We start from the raw sequence: 15,992 nt of genomic DNA on the forward strand, positions 1-15,992 counted from the left end.
GCTCGCGCAGCAGCAGCACCCCGCCGTCGCTGCTCGCGTGCTCCGCGTCGAACCGGCCCACCACGGGCCGTCGTCCCAGCGGCGAAAACTCAAGCTGCGTCGCGCTACACTCTGTCTGCACAGGTCGGCCCTTTCTGTTGGCCCGTTTTGTCTTGCAACTCAACGGTTAACAGAAGTCAGCCGGCCTGTGCTCGTTTGAGTGGTGAGAAATCCAGGCTAGGAATCACCGTCGTCGAAGCCGCCGGCAATGGGAGCGTCGATCTCGACGCTCCGGCTTGCGGCGGCGTGTTCGACCGGGCGGTCGGAGACAGCGGCGCGATTCTGGTGGCTGCGGGATCGGCCGCCTCGCACGCGCCCCTCTCTTACTCGACCCACGGCGGACGCGTCGATCTCCAGGGAATCGCCGAGGGCGTCGTGACGCTCGGCGGTGGAGGTCTGTTCGGCGGGAGCGACCCGTTGCAGCGCTATCAGTCGAGCTTCGGCGGCTCGTCTGCCGCTTCGGCGATGGTTGCCGGCGTGGCGCTCGCCGTCCAAGGCCAGAGGCGCGTGGGAGGTCATGCGCCGCTCGAGCCGCTGGAGCTGCGCGATCTGCTGGTCGAGACGGGCACGCCGCAGGCTCCCGATCCACGTCTGATCGGGCCGCTTCCCGACCTGGCCGCGGCATCGGCGGTCGGCGTGCCGGCGCCGCGGATCACGGCGCTCTCGGCGAGCTGGACGCTCGCGCTCTGCGCGCTGCTGTGGGTCGCGGTCGCGACGCGCGCCAGCGCGCGCTGCGCTGCCGGCGGCTAGAGCGCGCGGTCTCGCGGTCGGTCGGCGTCCGCCAGGCGGGCCTCGAAGCCCTCGAGCGCCGTTGCGAGTCGCTCGAGGTTCTTGTTCAGCGCCTCGAGGTCGCCGCGCGTGGGCAGATCGGCGACGTGCAGCACGCGCTCGACCGCGGCGTGAACGGTCTGCGTGATCTCCGAGGAGTCGAAGCGCGGGCCGTCGCCGGGAGTGCGGATCCAGCGCCTCACGTTGTCGCGCATCTCGTTCAGGTTGGTCTCGACGTCTCCGACTCCCCGGCGCACCAGGCTGTAGAGCGCGTCGCCGCCGCGCTGGATCAGCTCGGTGAGCAGCGTTCCGGAGACGGCGGGATCGCGATCGCCGCGATTCTCGCGCTGGTCGTCCACCAGGATCTGCGACAGGACGATCGGCGTGATCTCTTCGCCCGTCTCGTTGTCGATCACGCAGATGTCGTGACCCTCGCGCACGAGCTCGGAGATCCCTTTCAGCGTGATGTACCGGCTCGACTCCGTGTTGTAGAGCTTCCGGTTCGCGTAGCGCTTGATCAGGATCGCCATGATTTTCGAGTATCCCACCGGCCCCTGGGTCGGTCAAACCCGCCCCCATCTCGTTCTCGTCTCGCGTGGACGTCCGGTGCGATGGCATCGGAGAGCGCCGCGAAGACCTCGCGCACGCGCTCGGCCGCCGGATCGCGGCCGGCGCGTTCTGCCCAGCGCTTCTCCTCTGCGCGCAGCGCCTCGCGCAGGCGCTCGAGCGAGGGGGCGGCGCCGCCGAGCAGGCTGGCTCCGGACGCGAGCGCGAGGGCGAGCTCCTGCGCGGAGCGCACCAGATGCTCGAGCGCGCGCCTGCCCGAGTCAGGCATCGCCGCGCTCCGCAAAGATCATCCCGACCATTCGCCCGAGCGCCGCGAGCTCGTGCACGTCCTCGCCGAAGAGCGGCACCGCGCGCACCGCCTCGGCCGGGAGCGGAAGCGCCTTCTCGAGGCGCTCGCGCACCGAAGCGTCGCGGAGCGCAAGCGCCGCCTGCGCGCGCGTCGCCGCGACCAGTGCGCTCGCGCTCGCCGGCGCGTCCAGGTCGGGCGCGGCCTCGCCGAGCGCGCGCGTGAGCCAGGCGATCGCGCGCTCCACTTCGCCGTCGTCGTCGGCCGGCGGCTCGCCTGCGCCCGGCCAGACGTGCACCCGATTCAGCACCAGCCCGACCAGCGCGATTCCCTCCGCCTGAAGGCGCAGCCAGAACGTCTCCGCGCTCTTCGCCTGCTGCAGATCGGGCCCCGAGACCAGCACGAAGCCGCAGCTGGGATCGCGAAGCAGACGCGCGACCTCGTGCGCCCGTTCGGAGAAGCCGCCGAGCATCTCCTCCATCGCGAGCAGGAACTCCGAGATCGCGGTCAGGAACTCGAGGCCCGTGATCCGCTCCAGGCCCTTCAGGACCAGCTCCGAGCCGGAGCGGAACAGGCGCAGGCTGGCCCGTCCGACGACCGCGGCCGGATGCAGGAGCGTGGTCAGGAACTGGCTCTCGAGAAAGCCAGCGAGTCTTCGCGGCGCGTCGAGGAAGTCGAGCGCGTGCGATGCGGGGGGCGTGTCGAGCACGATCAGATCGTACCCCCCCTCGACGTGAACCTGGCGCAGCTTTTCCATCGCGGAATACTCGCGGCTGCCTCCGAGCGCGTCGGTCAGGTTGCGGTAAATGGGATTCGCGAAGATCCGCTCGCGCGACGCCGGATCGGCGGCGAAGCGCTCGACCAGCTCGTCGAAGGTGCGCTTGGTGTCGAGCATCATCGCGGCGAGCGTTCCCTCTCCGGCGACGCCGGCCTCGCGCAGACGCTCGCGCGGCACCTCGCGCGGAACGTGGTCGAGCGCTCCGGTGCCGAGCGCGTCGGCCAGGCGGCGAGCGGGATCGATCGTCATCACGAGCACGGACTTCCCTGCGCGCGCGCCGGCCAGCCCGAGCGCCGCCGCGACGGTGGTCTTGCCGACCCCGCCGGTGCCGACGGTGACGAGGATCCGGCGGTCGAGCCAGCCGGCAGGCTTCACGCCCCGACCTCGGCTCGCGATCGCGCGAGCTCGGCCTCGAGGCTGCGCGCGAGCGCCGCCACGCCGGTGGGGTCGTCGACGCCCCGCGCGAGCCAGGGCAGGGCGATCGGCGCGACGCCGAACTCGCGCTCGAGTCGCACGAGATGGCCCGCCTGCATCCGTGCGCGCGCCAACCGGTAGCGCGCGGAAGCACAGAGCGTGACCGGGTCGACGAGCGGGGACGGCGCGCCCGCGGCGTCGAGCTTCGCGACCATGCCGAGCACGCGTTCGGCGTCGCGCAGGTCGAGCGGCGGCTCGACGCCATTGGCGATCACCGGGCCGAGCGCGAGTCCGAGCTCGCGGATCCGCGCGCTGAGCTCGAGCGTCTCGTTCACCGGCAGCTCCTCGAGCAGGCTCACGATCAGCACGGCCGTCCGCGCGGCGTCGGTGAGCAACGCCTGAACCAGATCGGTGTTGCGGCGCAGTGGACCGAGCCTCACGGTGTCGAGGATCACCTTCGGGGCCGAGAGCAGCGAGAGCCCGTGACCGGTCGCGGGCGCGTCGATCACGATCAGCGGCCAGACTGGGGCTCCGCGCGAGTCCTCCCGCGTGACCAGGTGCCAGAGCTTCCCGAGCGTGATCAGCTCGCGCCAGCCGGGCGCTGCCTCCAGGAAGCGCTTGAAGCCCGCGTTGCCGACGATCCCGCGCGCCAGCGCGCGCACGCGGATCTGCAGCTCGAGGTACTCGAGCAGGGCGTCTTCGGGGATCAGCCTGAGCGTGAACAGGTTTGGCGCGGCGCGGAGCGGATCGCGGCGGGGCTCGCCCGTCGCGCGTGGGGGGCCCTCGCAGAGCAGGTCCGGCAGAACCGACGCGTGTCCGAGCTCGACGACCAGCGTCTTTACGCCGGTGTCTGCCGCCAGCCGGCCGAGCGCGGCCGCGACGCTGGTCTTGCCGGTGCCTCCCTTGCCCGTGACGAGCAGGAGACGACGCGCGAGAAGCTGCGCGATCAGGTCCGTCATCGTCGCTCCTCAAGCGGCGCGCCGCGCCCGCCGACCCGGAAGTGGGGCCCCCGAATGACCGTAGAGTGCGAGAACTGCAACACGCGTTTCCACGTCGCCGACGCGCGCATTCCGGCCAAGGGTGCGCGGGTTCGCTGCTCGCGCTGCCACCACCGATTCCACATCACACCGTCGTCCGCTCCACCCAAGCAGCCGAGCGCCGGGGCACAGGGTAGCGCGGAGGAGCCGGTTCTCGGGGGCGAGGCCTCGCGCGAGGAGGATCAGCTCGACCATCCCGAGTTCATCTTCGACCGTCCCGACACCGGACGGACCCGACCGGGGCGAGCCGCGGCGCTCGAGTCGGAGTTCGCGCAGACGCGGCCCGTGCAGCCTCACCTCGCCGAGCCTCCCGAGCCGGCGACGCCCGCGCCCCCGCGGGAAGAGCACATCGTCTCGAGCGGCGGAGTGACCGCCCAGCAGCTTCTCGACGACGGCGCTCCAGACCTGCCGACCGGTCGCCTCGAGATCGCGGGCGCGCTCGGCGAGACCGACAGCATGATCGGCAGCCCCGACGACGGTGCGGCCTCTTCCGCTCGGCCCGCGCCGGCCGACGACCTGATCGATTTCGACGCGCCGGTCGAGAGACTCGCGCCGCCCCGTCCCGGATCGGCGGACATCGCGGCGCTCGCGGCGGAGCTCGGCGAGGACGAGGACACCTCTCTCTCCGACTGGGATCCCCTCGCCACACCCGCGTCCGCGTCGACCGCGATTCCGGCCGACGAGCCGCTCGCGCCGGTCGCCCCGAGTCCCAAGCCCGCAACCTCGAGCCCGGCGCCGCGTCCGAAGCGCCGCGCCCTTGCCGAGACGCCGGCGTTCGATCCCGAGGCCGCCGGCCCGATCGGGCTGGTACTGCGGGTCGCCGCTGCGATCGTCGGCCTGGCGCTGCTCGCCGGAGCCGGGCGGCTCCTCTGGCTGCAGCGCGACGTCGCCGACTTCGCCCCGGAGGTCGTTCAGGCCGCCGGCTGGATCGCGGCCGATCTCGAGACCTTCCTCGCGCGAAGCGGCGACGGCGAACGCGTGGTCGTGGTTCGCGGCAATCTGTTTCCGGAAGGGTCCGCCCCGCCTCCGGACGTCGAGGTGCGGCTGATCGGGGGCGACGGCGAGGCGTTGGTGGCCTCGCCGCGAACCTGGCTGGAGCGGATCGACGACGCCGAGATCTCGCCGGAGCGGCTCGCGATCCGGCTGGCCGGAAGCGGCGGAGAGATCGGCGCAATGGGAGAGCTGGTGACCGGATTCACCGCCGTGATCGCGGATCCTCCCCCGGGGGTGCGCCGGATCGAGGTCAGGCTCAGCGCGCGAGAGCGAGCGCCCACCGGAACCGCCACGGCCGACGCGCCGCCTGCGCCGGCCGCGCCGCCCGCCCTGGAGCCCGCGACCGAGACGGCCGCTCCGGGCCCGGTCGAGCTCCCGAGCGCCGAAGCGCCGGCCGACGTCCTTCCCGCCGCACCTGCACCGGAATAGCCTGGCGGCTACTCGCCCTTCTTCTCGTCGCCTTCCTTGGGCGTGACGTCGATCGCGGTCGGCTCCTTCAGCGCGCCGCGGAAGTTCTTGATCCCCTCGCCGAGGCCCTGGCCGATCTGCGGCAAGCGTGTGGCCCCGAAGATCACGATCACGATCACCAGGATGATCAGAAGCTCGGTCGCGCCCAAGCCGAACATGAACGGGAGATTCGGCGACCTCCGAGTTGAAGTCAACCAAGCGAGTCGAGACACTGCGCGCGATGAAGCCCGCCATCTTCAAGGCCTACGACATCCGAGGTCTCTATCCCGAGGAGCTCGACGCGGCCGCGGCGCTCGCGATCGGGCGGGCGCTCGCGCGCAAGCTCGGGCCGGGTCCGGTCGCGGTCGGCTTCGACATGCGCACCAGCGCCCGCGACCTGCACACGGCGCTCGTCGCCGGGCTTCGCGGCGAGGGCTCCGACGTGATCGACGTCGGCCGCGTCGCCACGCCGATCCTCTACTTCGCGACGACGACGCTTCGCGCGGTGGGCGGCGCGATGATCACCGCCTCGCACAATCCGGGCGCGTACAACGGCTTCAAGCTGTGCGGCCCGAACGCCGCGCCGATCGGGATCGAGTCGGGGCTGCGCGAGATCCGGGACGTCGCGCTCGGGCTGCACGGCCAGCCGGCGCCCGCCCCGCGCGGAACGCTGCGAAGCGAGGACCCGAAGCCGCGCTACTACGACACGCTGCTCGAGCTGTTCCCGTCGCGGCCGCGCCTGCGGGCCGTGATCGACGCGGGCAACGGCATCGCGGGCGAGGCGTACTCGGGCCTGATCGACCGATTGCCGCTCGAAGCGCGGCGCCTGTACTTCGAGCCCGACGGCCGCTTTCCCAATCACGAGGCCGACCCGCTCAAGCACGAGAACCTCGCGGACCTGCGCAAGGCGGTGCTCGAGGATCGCGCGGACCTCGGCATCGCGTTCGACGGCGACGGCGATCGCGCGGTTTTCGTGGACGAGACCGGCGAGGTGATCCCGGCGGATCTTCTCACCGCGCTCTTCTGCGAGGTGATCCTCGAGCGCAAGCTGCTCGGCGCGGGAGCGCGCGCCGCGATGCTCTACGACCTGCGCTCCAGCCGCGTCGTGCCCGAGACGCTGCGCGCGCGCGGCGCGGTGGCGATCCGCAGTCGCGTCGGCCACGCGTTCATGAAAGCGGTCATGCGCGAGCGCGGCGCGTGCTTCGGCGGCGAGCTCTCGGGTCACTACTACTTCAACTTCCCGTCGGGCTACATCGGCGACGACGGCGCGGCCGCGATGATGCTCCTTCTCGAGGCCATCGCCGTGCGCGGGCTCCCGCTATCGAAGCTCTGGCGGCCGTACCGGCGCTACCGCCAGAGCGGCGAGATCAACCGACGGGTCGCCGACGTTCCGGCGACGCTCGCGCGCGTGCGCGCGGCGCACGCGGCAGGCGACGCGGACGAGCTCGACGGGCTCACGGTCAGCTATCCCGACTGGTGGTTCAACCTGCGGCCGTCGAACACCGAGCCGCTTCTGCGCCTGAACCTCGAGGCCCCGAGCGACGCCGAGGTCGCCGCGAGGCGCGACGCGCTGCTCGCGCTGATCGAGGGCTAGCGTCTCGCGCCCGGGATTCCTCGCGGGCCCCGACGTGCTGCGGCGCGGCTTCGCTCTGCTCTGCCGCGAGCGGTCGCTCTGGCCCTGGGCGATCCTGCCGCTGCTCTCGAGCCTCGCGGCGTTCGCGCTCGCGATCTGGGCCTTCACCGCCAATCTCGACGCGATCGCGGCACCGCTCGAGCGCGCGCTCGACCCCGGCGAGCCGGAGGCCTGGTGGGGCTGGGCCTGGGCCGGGCCGCTGCTGGTGCTCGCGCTGCTCGTTCGCTGGCTCCTGCTCGCCGCGCTCGGCGTCGCGATCTATTTCCTGTTCACGGTACTCGGCGGCGTGATCGCGGCTCCGTTCCTCGAGGTGCTCTCCGAACGAGTCGAGCGGATCGCGACGGGCGCGTCCGCGCCGTCGGACTCGGGACTCGCGGCGCTCGCCCGCGGCGCAGTGCGAAGCATCGTCGAGGAGGGCAAACGCGCGGCCTTCTTCGTCTCCGTGCAGATCGGGCTGCTGCTGCTCGGCCTGATCCCGGGCGCGCAGCCGATCGCGGCCGCGGCGAGCCTCGTCTTCACGGCGCTGTTCCTTCCGCTCGACTACACCGCGCACGCGCTCGACCGGCGCCGAGTCTCGTTCCGGCTGCGCCGGCGCTGGATCTTCGGGCACCCGGCCGAGATGCTCGGCTTCGGAGGCCTCGGGCTCGCGCTCTTCTTCGTGCCCGGTCTCTCGTTCCTGTGCCTGCCGTGGCTGGTGACTTCCGGCACGCTGCTCGCGCTCGAGCTCGGCCCGCCGGAAGAGCGGCCGCCGGCTCCGTGAATCGACGTACGGCGCGGCTCCGCTCAGGCGCGCGAAGCGCGCTCGGCGACCTCTCGGAACCAGCTCGGGCTCGGCGTCGGGTCCTTCGCGATCGCGACGTGCGCGATGCCGCTCGGCGCCGCGAGGAATCCGCGCGCGAGCTCTGCGCCCAGCCCGACACCGACGAACGTCACGCGCGACGCGTCGAGCTCCGGATCCGCCGCGACGAGCGCGAGCACCGCGGCGAGATCTGCGGCGACCTGTTGCTCGAGCTCCGGCCGGAGCCGCGCGGCGAGCGGGGTACGCGCGTCCAGCGCGAGCGCGCTCAGCTTGTCGCTCCTTCGCGCGCCGCAGAGCGGCAGGTCGAAGCTGATCAGCGCCGCCGTCGCGCTGCACGCCAGTGCCGCGCTCTCGGCGAGCGCGGAGCTCGCGCATCCATCGGGTCCGGCCAGCCGGATCACCGGGTTCGGGCCGGGGTGCGCGGGTCGGATCACGTAGCCGTGCACGCGGTCGCCACGCGAGAGCAGACTCCAATGGGTCTTCGCGCCCTCGCGCCTCGTCGCAAGCCCCGGGACGCCCGCGTTCGGATCCTGCGCAGCGACGCGGCGCATCAGGCCGCGAGCCGCTGGCTGAGTCGCTGGCACAGCGCGCGAAGACTCCGACCCGTCGCGCTCTCGTCCTCGAGCGCGTGCAGCGATTCGCCGCGCAGCAGGGAGCGATAGCTCTGCTCGTCGCGCGCGAGCTCGCCGAGCAGCTCGATTCCGACGCCGTACTGGCGCCGTGCGGCCGAGGAGAGCCGCGCGATCAGGTCGGCGGCCGCGACCGGGGAGTCGGATCCGACCACCAGCGCCAGCACGCGGCGGCCGGCGAGCGCCGGCGCGAGCTCGCGAAGCAGGCCCAGCGCCCGGCCCAGGCCCCAGGCGGCGAGCTCGACCGGGAGCAGCACGCCGTCGATTCCGTCCGCGGCGATCCGTCCGAGCATCGCGCCGATTCGCGCCGGGCGCTCGACCGCGATCGCGGGCACATCGTCCGAAATCGCGGCCAGCGCCACGGCCGGATCCGCGCAGACCTCCCAGCTTGCGCAGCGAACGCGGGGGACCAGGGGCGAGGCAGGGAACGAGCTGATCACGCGAGCCGGCCGGCCCGCGGCGCCCATTCCACCGGCGAGCTCGAGCGCGAGCGCGCAGGAGAGCGGCCGCTCCGGGTCCGCCGGCAGGCAGTAGCGGGGCGCGCGCGAGGGCTGCGCCAGCGGCGGCGTCGCTCGCGCTCGCGCGGCCTCGCGGGCCTCCCGCTGCTCCTCCTCGGAGATGAAGTAGTGGAGAACGTCTCCGAGGTTCCTGCGCGCCAAGGCCGGCTCTCGTGCTAGCTGATGATGAGCACCGAGTTTACACCGCCAGCCGGACCCTCGACGCGTCGCGGGTTGCTCGGATCCGGCTGCCACTCGCCGTCGACGAAGTAGCGGTACTGGTACACGCCCGGCCCCAGCCGTACGACCTTCTCCCAGGTGCCGTTCGGACCCAGCCGAGTCTCGACGCCCTGGTCGGGAATCCAGTTGTTGAAGTCGCCGGCGAGCTGGACCTCGTTCACGTTGGGGTTCTTGAACGTGAAGACCACGCCCTTGGCCGCCGCGGAGGCCAGCTCGATCGGATCGGGCTTTGCGGCCGCGGGCTTCGCGGGCTGCTGCTCCTCTTCGCGGTCGTAGAGGACCTCGAGCGCGAGCGACATGTAGTCGACGAATCCGTAGGAGCGGCGGTCGAGCTTCGCGATCGGAATGCCGCGCTGCGCCGCCTCGCGCAGCCGCACGTTGGAACGGATCACCGTGTCGAAGACCAGATCCTTGTAGGTCTCGCGGATCTCGGCGAGCGCGCGCTTCGCGAAGCGCGTTCGCCCGTCGAAGAGCGTCGGCAGGATGCGGATCTTGAGCGAGTGTCCGATCCGATCCTCGAGCAATCCGATCGTCTCGAGCAGCTTGCCCACGCCGTGCATCGAGTAGTAGCTGGTCTCGAGCGGGATGATCACCTCCTGTGCCGCGCGAAGCGCGTTGAAGGTCAGGATCCCGACGTTGGGCGGACAGTCGATCAGCACGAAGTCGTAGCGCTTCTCGAGCTTTGCGATCGCCGCGGCCAGCCGCTCGGTGCGCCCCCGCGCTCCTTCCGCGCCGAGCTTCTGCTCGAGCGCGGAGAGGATCACCCCGGAGGGTGCGACGTCGAGGTTCTGAGAGGCGTTGGTGATCACCTCGTCGAGCTTCGCGCCCGCGCCGTCCGGCTCCGAGAGCACTTCGTACAGGTTCTCGTCGACCTCTTCGGGGTCGACGCCGAGGCCGAGCGTCGCGTGCGCTTGCGGGTCCATGTCGATCACGAGAACCGAATGACCTTCGGCCGCGAGACACCCGGCGAGACTCACCACGCTGGTGGTCTTGCCGCAGCCACCCTTCTGGTTCATCACCGCGATGCAGCGCATGCCTGTCCCTCCTCTCTACGAGACAGAGATCCGAATGGGGGCGTACCACGACGAGCGGAGGAGCGGCAGGGGAAACAGCGGTTCCGCGCCCCGCGGGTCATGCACGGGTGCACCGCTTGATTCCGACGAGGCAGATCGCGAGATCTCCCTCAACTTCCCCACCCCCATTCGAACCGATCGAAACGTAGCAGCAGGAGAATCCGATGGCCAACTCCGAACAGGCGCGCCCGGCGCGAATCGGCGTGCTCGACCTGGGCTCGAACACCGTGCTTCTGCTCGTGGTCGACGCGAGCGGCCGCGTGATCCGCGACGTGGCGCGCATCACGCGTCTCGGACAAGGCGTCTTCGCCAGCTCCTCGCTCGCGCCCGATGCGGTCGCGCGCACGCGCGCGGCGATCTCGGAGCTCGCGAGCCTGGCGCGCGCGGACGGGGTCGATCGCCTGGTCGCGGTGGGCACCGAGGCGCTGCGCCGCGCGCGCGACGGAGCCGACTTCCTCGCGCGGCTGGTGAGCGAGGGGTGGATCGACGCCGCGCGGCTGCTCTCGGGCGAGGAGGAAGCCGAGCTCGCGATCGAGGCGACACGGCGCAGCGTCGGCGCTCACGCGGCGGCGCTTGCAGTGATCGATGTCGGCGGTGGTAGCACCGAGATCGCCTGGCGCGCGCGCGCCGACGCGCCGATCGCAGCGCTCTCGCTGCCGCTGGGAAGCGTCCGGCTCTCCGAGGAGCTGCTGCCGCGGCATCCGGTTCCCGACGCGGATCTCGCGCGGGTCCGCGCTCGGGTCCGGAGCGCGACGCAGAGGCTTGCGCTGGCGCTGCCGAACGGATTGCCGTCCGGCTGCGCGGTGGTCGCGGTCGCGGGCACCGCGACCACGCTCGCCGCGCTCGAGCTCGCACTCGAAACCTGGGACGAGTCTCGGGTCGAGGGAATGGAGCTCGGCACCGGGACGCTCGCGGCGTGGATCGAGCGCCTGGCACGGCTCGGTGTCGCGGAGCGAGCGCGGCTGCCGGGGCTCGATCCCGGACGCGCGGACGTGATCGTCGCCGGGCTCGTCGTGCTCGAAGGGGTGCTCGACCGGCTCGGCGCGAGCCGCTTCACCGTCTCGGGTCGCGGCGTGCGGCACGGCGTGGCGCTCCGCGCGCTCGCTGGCGAGAGGGTCATTTGATAACGTCGGAGTGCCGGTGAAACAGACAGTTCTGGTCGTCGTCGGTCCGGACGGGCCGCGGCCCTTCATGCGCGGGATTCTGGTGCAGTCGTTGGTCTCGCGCGGCGTGCCATTCGATGTCGCGCTGGAGACCGCGACGGCGATTCGCGACCGCGTTGCCGCCAAGCGGCAGGTGCTGGTCGGCGAGCTCTCGAGGCTCGTCGACGAGCTCCTCGACGACCGCTACGACCTCGATTCGCCGCCCATCCTCGCGAGCGCCGAGCCGCCGCGCGTGCTCGAAGAGACCGGCTCCGGCAGCCCCTTCTCGAAGGGAATCCTGGCCGTCTCGCTGATGGGCGCGGGTCTCGAGCCGGACGAAGCGCACGACGCGGCGCGCGAGATCGAGGCGCGACTCCTGCGCCAGGGTCTGCCGCACATCGACCGCACGGAGCTGCGCGACCTGGTCGCCGAGACGCTCGAGCGCACCCACGGCGAAGGGCCGGCCAGCCGGTATCGCATCTGGCGCGAGGCTCGCGACGACGGCAAGCCCAGCCTGGTGCTGCTCGGCGGAGCCACCGGCTCGGGCAAGACCTCGATCGCGATCGAGGTCGCGCGGCGGCTCGAGATCCCGCGCGTGATCGGCACCGACTCGATCCGCCAGATCATGCGGCTGATGTTCTCTCCCGACCTGATGCCGGAGATCCACTCCTCGACCTTCGACGCGCACCTGCGGCTCGCGCGCGCGGCCACGCCGGCCGCCGAGCCGGTCGTGGTGGGCTTCCGCGAGCAGGCGCAGAAGATCGCCGTCGGCGTGCACGCGCTCTTCGACCGGGCCGTCGAGGAGAACACCAGCATGCTGATCGAGGGCGCGAACCTGGTTCCGGGAATGCTCGACCTCGAGCGCTATCGCGATCGCGCGCACGTCTCGTTCATCATGACCGGAACGCTCGACCGCGAGGCGTACCGAAGCCGGTTCTCGACCCGCTCCGCCAAGGCGCGCGGCCGCTCGGCCGATCGCTACCTGGAGCACTTCGACGACATCCTGACGATCCAGAACTACCTTCTGGCCGAAGCGGAGCGCCACGCGCTTCCGATCGTCGACAACGTGCACTTCGATACCGCCGTGGTGTCGGTGATCCGCTCGGTGATCGCGACGCTGCCGCCGGCACGAGCGAGGGGTCAGGAGGGGGAGGCGTGCTAGGCGTGGGATTTCGGATCGGGCTCTGCGCGCTGGCCCTCGCGCTCTCGGCGTGCGGGACGCTCAGCGTCCAGGAAGAGAAGCAGATGGGCGCGCAGGCGCAGTCCCAGCTGCGCAAGCAGCTCACCTTCGTGCGCGACCCGGTCACGGTGAGCTACGTGCGCAAGCTCGGCGAGAACCTGGCCGCCGCGGCGCGACCGTCGCCGTTCGAGTTCCGCTTCTACGTCGTCGAGGACGAGACGCTGAACGCCTTCGCGATCCCGGGCGGGGCGATGTACGTGAACACCGGCCTGATCCAGGCCGTCGACAACTCCGCCGAGCTCGCGGGAGTGCTCGCCCACGAGATGGGGCACGTCACGGCGCGTCACGTCGCGCAGATGGCCAACCGCAGCCGCAACACCGGCTTCGTCGCGAACATCTTCTACATGCTCGTCGCGATCCTGACCGGCAACCCGTACCTCGCCAACGCGGGCGGGCTCGCCGGCTCGGTCGCCGGTCAGGCGTACATGAACACGTACACGCGCGACGCGGAGCGCGAGGCGGACGCGCTGGCGGTCGAGACGCTGGTTCACGCGGGCTGGAATCCCGAGGCGCTGGTCACGATGTTCGAGACGCTGAAGAAGGAGTCGGGCGGATTCAGCGGACCGCAGTTCCTCTCCAGTCACCCGGCCACGGACGAGCGGATCGCCAACGTGCAGCGCGACATCGCGAAGTATCCGGGCACCGCGAAGCTCCGGCTGGACGACGGCAAGCTCCCGATCATCCAGGAGCGGCTGAAGCTGATCGTGGGCACCGATCGGGAAGAGTCCGCCGACGACGAAGAGGGTGAATCGGACGAGGAATAGGGCCCGGGCGTACAATTTCCGCGCTGCAGGGGAATGCGGCCGGAGGCGTGGGAGAGTGGGACGACCTGAACGGCTCGGCGAGCTTCTAGCGTCGGGCTATCGACCGCGCAGCGTGCGAGAGGAGCTGCGCGCGAACCTGATCGCGCGGATCCGCGCCGGGCAGCCGCTCTTCCCGGAGATGATCGGCTACGCGGATTCCGTCGTGCCCGCGATCGAGAACGCGATTCTCGCGGGCCACGACATGATCTATCTCGGCGAGCGCGGGCAGGGCAAGAGCAAGATGATCCGCAAGCTCGTCGAGCTTCTCGACGACTGCGTACCGATCATCGCGGGCAGCGAGGTCAACGACGATCCCTGCGCGCCGATCAGCCGCTGGGGCCGCGATCGGGTCGAGAAGGAGGGCGATGCGACGCCGATCGAGTGGATCACCCGCGCCTCGCGCTACGGCGAGAAGCTCGCCACGCCCGACGTCTCGATCGCCGACCTGATCGGCGAGATCGACCCGATCCGGGTCGCCGAGGGGCGCTACCTCGCCGACGAGTCGACCATCCACTACGGGCTGATCCCGCGCACCAATCGCGGCATCTTCTGCATCAACGAGCTGCCCGACCTGGCGGAGAAGGTGCAGGTCGGGCTGTTCAACGTGATGGAGGAGCGCGACTTCCAGGTGAAGGGCTTCAAGGTCCGGCTTCCGCTCGACGTGCTCGTGGTCGCCAGCGCCAACCCCGAGGACTACACCCGTCGAGGTCGCATCATCACCCCGCTGAAGGACCGCTATCAGGCGCAGATCCGCACGCACTACCCGCCCACGCGCGCGCTCGAGATCGAGGTCATGAAGCAGGAGCGGCGCAAGCCGCGCACGCAGGCGGTGCCGCTCTGGATTCCGGGCTTCCTCGAGCAGATCGTCGCCGAGCTCACGATCCAGGCGCGCAAGAGCGCCGACATCAGCCAGGTCTCCGGCGTCTCGGTCCGCGCCTCGATCGCGAATTACGAGACGCTGCTCGCCGCCGCGGAGCGACGCGCGCTCCGGCTCGGCGAGGACGAGGCGGTTCCGCGACTCACCGACCTGCCGGGGCTGCTCGCGTCGATGGGTGGCAAGGTCGAGCTCGAGTACGCGGGCACCGACACCCACGAGTCCGAGATCCTGGACAACCTGGTGCGGCGCGCGGTGATCGAGGTCTTCGGCGAGGTCTGCGCGGCGTTCGATCTCGACGCGGTCGTGCGCGCGTTCGAGGACGGCTGGAAGGTCGAGGTCGGAGACGAGCTGCCCTCGCGCGAGTACGCCGACGGCCTCGACCAGATCGCGGGCCTGCGCAAGGCGGTCGAGCAGCTCGGCTGTGACTCGAGCCCGGCGCGGATCGCGGCCGCGGTGGAGTTCGTGCTCGAGGGTCTGCACCTTTCGAACCGACTCAACCGCGAGACCTCGGGCGACCGCGTCGTCTACGGCTAGCGATGCCGAGGCTGCGCTACAGCCGCTGGGACGGCACGCAGCGACCGTTCTCGCTCGCCGCGGAGGCCGCGCTCGACGAGCTCGCGCGCCACCTCATGGAGGGAATGAGCGTCGACGAGGCGCTCTCCTGGATGCGCTACCAGGGCTTCGAGCTCGCGGGCCAGAACTTCCGGGTGATGGGCGTCGAGGAGCTCATGCAGCAGCTGCGCCAGAAGGCGCGCGAGCTGATGAGCGGCCGCAACATGGACCAGGTCTTCGACGAGCGCTGGCAGAAGCTTCGCGACGCGCTCGACCGCGAGCAGGCGGCGCTTCGCGACCGACACGGAGACGAGTCACGGCGGCTGAACGAGTTCCGCGATCGCCGCGAGCCGCTTCCCAAGCGCCTCTCCGAGGCGCTGCGCCGCTTCGAGAGCCACGAGTGGGAGGATGCCGAGGCCGAAGCCGCCTACCGCGAGCTGCTCGAGGAGCAGGAGGAGATCCGCGCGCTCGAGGACTTCCAGGCGCGAAACCGCCAGCAACTCCGCGGCGGACGCAGTCTCGGCTACGACGAGGCGCTCGAGCTGATGCGCCAGGTCGAGCGGCTGGGCCAGATGGCGCGAAACCTGCTCGAGGGGAACTTCGAATCGATCTCGCTCGACGAGCTTCGCGAGCTCGCGGGCGAGGAGGGCGTCGAGTCGCTGCTGATCCTGCGCGATCTGCGCGGGCGGCTCGAGCAGGCGGGCTACGTTCGCGACGGCTCGGGGGGACTGGAGCTCACGCCGCGCGCGATCCGGCGCATCGGCGAGCTCGCGCTCGACGACATCTACGGCGCGCTGAAGCGAGGCGCGCCGGGCGCGCACGCGACCGTGCACCGCGGCGGGGGCCCGATCACGATCGAGCGCAGCCGGCCCTACGTCTTCGGCGAGCCGGCGAACATCGACGCGGTCGCCACGGTGCGCAACGCGCTGCTACGAGACCCCGCCAGCGCCAGCGTGCCGGTCTCGATATCGCCGCAGGACCTCGAGGTCTGGGACACGGACCAGCAGACCGACACCACGACGGTGCTGCTGCTCGACATGAGCTGGTCGATGTCCTGGTCCGGACGTTGGCCCGCGGCCAAACGCGTGGCGATCGCGATGGACCAGCTGATCCGAACCCGCTACCCGCGCGATCGCTTCTTCACCGTCGGCTTCTACACGCGCGCTCGCGAGCTGCGC

General features: G+C 71.2%; 16 protein-coding genes. 8 read left to right on the forward strand and 8 right to left on the reverse strand.

From position 1 onward, the window contains the following. Nucleotides 1–789 (forward strand): hypothetical protein (locus FJ108_08750; GenBank protein ID MBM4335988.1); only part of this gene is annotated, 789 nt, incomplete at its 5' end. Here FJ108_08750 and FJ108_08755 read toward each other — a convergent pair. From FJ108_08755 to FJ108_08770, 4 genes are read right to left on the reverse strand one after another with little or no spacing between them, the layout of a single operon-like run. Then, entirely contained in the window at nucleotides 786–1,337 is a 552-nt protein-coding gene (locus FJ108_08755) for a hypothetical protein (GenBank protein MBM4335989.1), read from the reverse strand. The genes FJ108_08750 and FJ108_08755 overlap by 4 nt on opposite strands. Further along, nucleotides 1,325–1,657 (reverse strand): hypothetical protein, encoded by a 333-nt coding sequence (locus tag FJ108_08760; GenBank protein MBM4335990.1) that lies wholly within the window; start codon nucleotides 1,655–1,657, stop codon nucleotides 1,325–1,327. Before FJ108_08760 ends, FJ108_08755 begins: the two co-directional genes overlap by 13 nt. Next, the gene (locus tag FJ108_08765) at nucleotides 1,635–3,008 is read right to left on the reverse strand and encodes an ArsA family ATPase (protein MBM4335991.1); all 1,374 of its coding nucleotides are present in this window, start codon (nucleotides 3,006–3,008) and stop codon (nucleotides 1,635–1,637) included. Before FJ108_08765 ends, FJ108_08760 begins: the two co-directional genes overlap by 23 nt. Then, complete coding sequence (locus FJ108_08770; GenBank protein ID MBM4335992.1) at nucleotides 2,810–3,811, reverse strand: ArsA family ATPase; 1,002 nt, start codon at nucleotides 3,809–3,811, stop codon at nucleotides 2,810–2,812. The genes FJ108_08765 and FJ108_08770 overlap by 199 nt, the downstream gene beginning before the upstream one ends. Before the next feature lie 54 nt (nucleotides 3,812–3,865). Between FJ108_08770 and FJ108_08775 the strand changes: the two genes are divergently transcribed. After that, nucleotides 3,866–5,311, forward strand: coding sequence for a hypothetical protein (locus tag FJ108_08775; GenBank protein MBM4335993.1), 1,446 nt, complete (start codon nucleotides 3,866–3,868; stop codon nucleotides 5,309–5,311). Nucleotides 5,312–5,319: 8 nt separating this feature from the next. Here FJ108_08775 and tatA read toward each other — a convergent pair whose 3' ends face one another. Continuing rightward, a complete protein-coding gene (tatA, locus tag FJ108_08780; GenBank protein MBM4335994.1) occupies nucleotides 5,320–5,508 on the reverse strand; it encodes a twin-arginine translocase TatA/TatE family subunit in 189 nt (62 codons plus the stop codon). Nucleotides 5,509–5,570: 62 nt separating this feature from the next. Between tatA and FJ108_08785 the strand changes: the two genes are divergently transcribed. Both FJ108_08785 and FJ108_08790 read left to right on the forward strand, forming a co-directional pair. Continuing rightward, nucleotides 5,571–6,923 carry a phosphomannomutase/phosphoglucomutase gene (locus FJ108_08785; GenBank protein MBM4335995.1) on the forward strand — a complete coding sequence of 451 codons (1,353 nt, stop codon included), beginning with the start codon at nucleotides 5,571–5,573 and terminating at the stop codon, nucleotides 6,921–6,923. A 34-nt stretch (nucleotides 6,924–6,957) separates the two neighbouring features. Further along, nucleotides 6,958–7,722, forward strand: a complete 765-nt coding sequence (locus FJ108_08790; protein ID MBM4335996.1) for a hypothetical protein — start codon at nucleotides 6,958–6,960, stop codon at nucleotides 7,720–7,722. Between the two features lie 23 nt (nucleotides 7,723–7,745). Here the strand turns inward: FJ108_08790 and FJ108_08795 are convergent, their stop codons facing one another. The 3 genes from FJ108_08795 to FJ108_08805 are packed head-to-tail and all read right to left on the reverse strand — an operon-like array spanning nucleotide 7,746 to nucleotide 10,161. After that, nucleotides 7,746–8,312 (reverse strand): hypothetical protein, encoded by a 567-nt coding sequence (locus FJ108_08795; GenBank protein ID MBM4335997.1) that lies wholly within the window; start codon nucleotides 8,310–8,312, stop codon nucleotides 7,746–7,748. Continuing rightward, complete coding sequence (locus FJ108_08800) at nucleotides 8,312–9,049, reverse strand: hypothetical protein (protein ID MBM4335998.1); 738 nt, start codon at nucleotides 9,047–9,049, stop codon at nucleotides 8,312–8,314. Before FJ108_08800 ends, FJ108_08795 begins: the two co-directional genes overlap by 1 nt. Before the next feature lie 14 nt (nucleotides 9,050–9,063). After that, nucleotides 9,064–10,161 (reverse strand): ParA family protein, encoded by a 1,098-nt coding sequence (locus tag FJ108_08805; GenBank protein MBM4335999.1) that lies wholly within the window; start codon nucleotides 10,159–10,161, stop codon nucleotides 9,064–9,066. 203 nt (nucleotides 10,162–10,364) lie between these two features. Between FJ108_08805 and FJ108_08810 the strand changes: the two genes are divergently transcribed. From FJ108_08810 to FJ108_08825, 4 genes are read left to right on the forward strand one after another with little or no spacing between them, the layout of a single operon-like run. Continuing rightward, on the forward strand, nucleotides 10,365–11,324 hold the full coding sequence (locus tag FJ108_08810) for a Ppx/GppA family phosphatase (protein MBM4336000.1): 960 nt from the start codon (nucleotides 10,365–10,367) through the stop codon (nucleotides 11,322–11,324). A gap of 16 nt (nucleotides 11,325–11,340) precedes the next feature. Then, nucleotides 11,341–12,504 carry a hypothetical protein gene (locus FJ108_08815; GenBank protein ID MBM4336001.1) on the forward strand — a complete coding sequence of 388 codons (1,164 nt, stop codon included), beginning with the start codon at nucleotides 11,341–11,343 and terminating at the stop codon, nucleotides 12,502–12,504. Nucleotides 12,505–12,506: 2 nt separating this feature from the next. Then, entirely contained in the window at nucleotides 12,507–13,346 is an 840-nt protein-coding gene (locus FJ108_08820) for a peptidase M48 (protein ID MBM4336002.1), read from the forward strand. A gap of 55 nt (nucleotides 13,347–13,401) precedes the next feature. Continuing rightward, entirely contained in the window at nucleotides 13,402–14,796 is a 1,395-nt protein-coding gene (locus FJ108_08825; protein MBM4336003.1) for a magnesium chelatase, read from the forward strand. Nucleotides 14,797–15,992 lie beyond the last annotated feature (1,196 nt).

Source organism: Deltaproteobacteria bacterium (genome assembly GCA_016875225.1).
GTDB lineage: Bacteria > Myxococcota_A > UBA9160 > SZUA-336 > SZUA-336 > VGRW01.

Coding starts and splice junctions, on each gene's coding strand:
- FJ108_08755 (MBM4335989.1), bottom strand. CDS start 1,337: ATGGCGATCCTGATCAAGCGCTACGCGAACCGGAAGCTCTACAACACG.
- FJ108_08770 (MBM4335992.1), bottom strand. CDS start 3,811: ATGACGGACCTGATCGCGCAGCTTCTCGCGCGTCGTCTCCTGCTCGTC.
- FJ108_08775 (MBM4335993.1), top strand. CDS start 3,866: ATGACCGTAGAGTGCGAGAACTGCAACACGCGTTTCCACGTCGCCGAC.
- tatA (MBM4335994.1), bottom strand. CDS start 5,508: ATGTTCGGCTTGGGCGCGACCGAGCTTCTGATCATCCTGGTGATCGTG.
- FJ108_08785 (MBM4335995.1), top strand. CDS start 5,571: ATGAAGCCCGCCATCTTCAAGGCCTACGACATCCGAGGTCTCTATCCC.
- FJ108_08795 (MBM4335997.1), bottom strand. CDS start 8,312: ATGCGCCGCGTCGCTGCGCAGGATCCGAACGCGGGCGTCCCGGGGCTT.
- FJ108_08805 (MBM4335999.1), bottom strand. CDS start 10,161: ATGCGCTGCATCGCGGTGATGAACCAGAAGGGTGGCTGCGGCAAGACC.
- FJ108_08810 (MBM4336000.1), top strand. CDS start 10,365: ATGGCCAACTCCGAACAGGCGCGCCCGGCGCGAATCGGCGTGCTCGAC.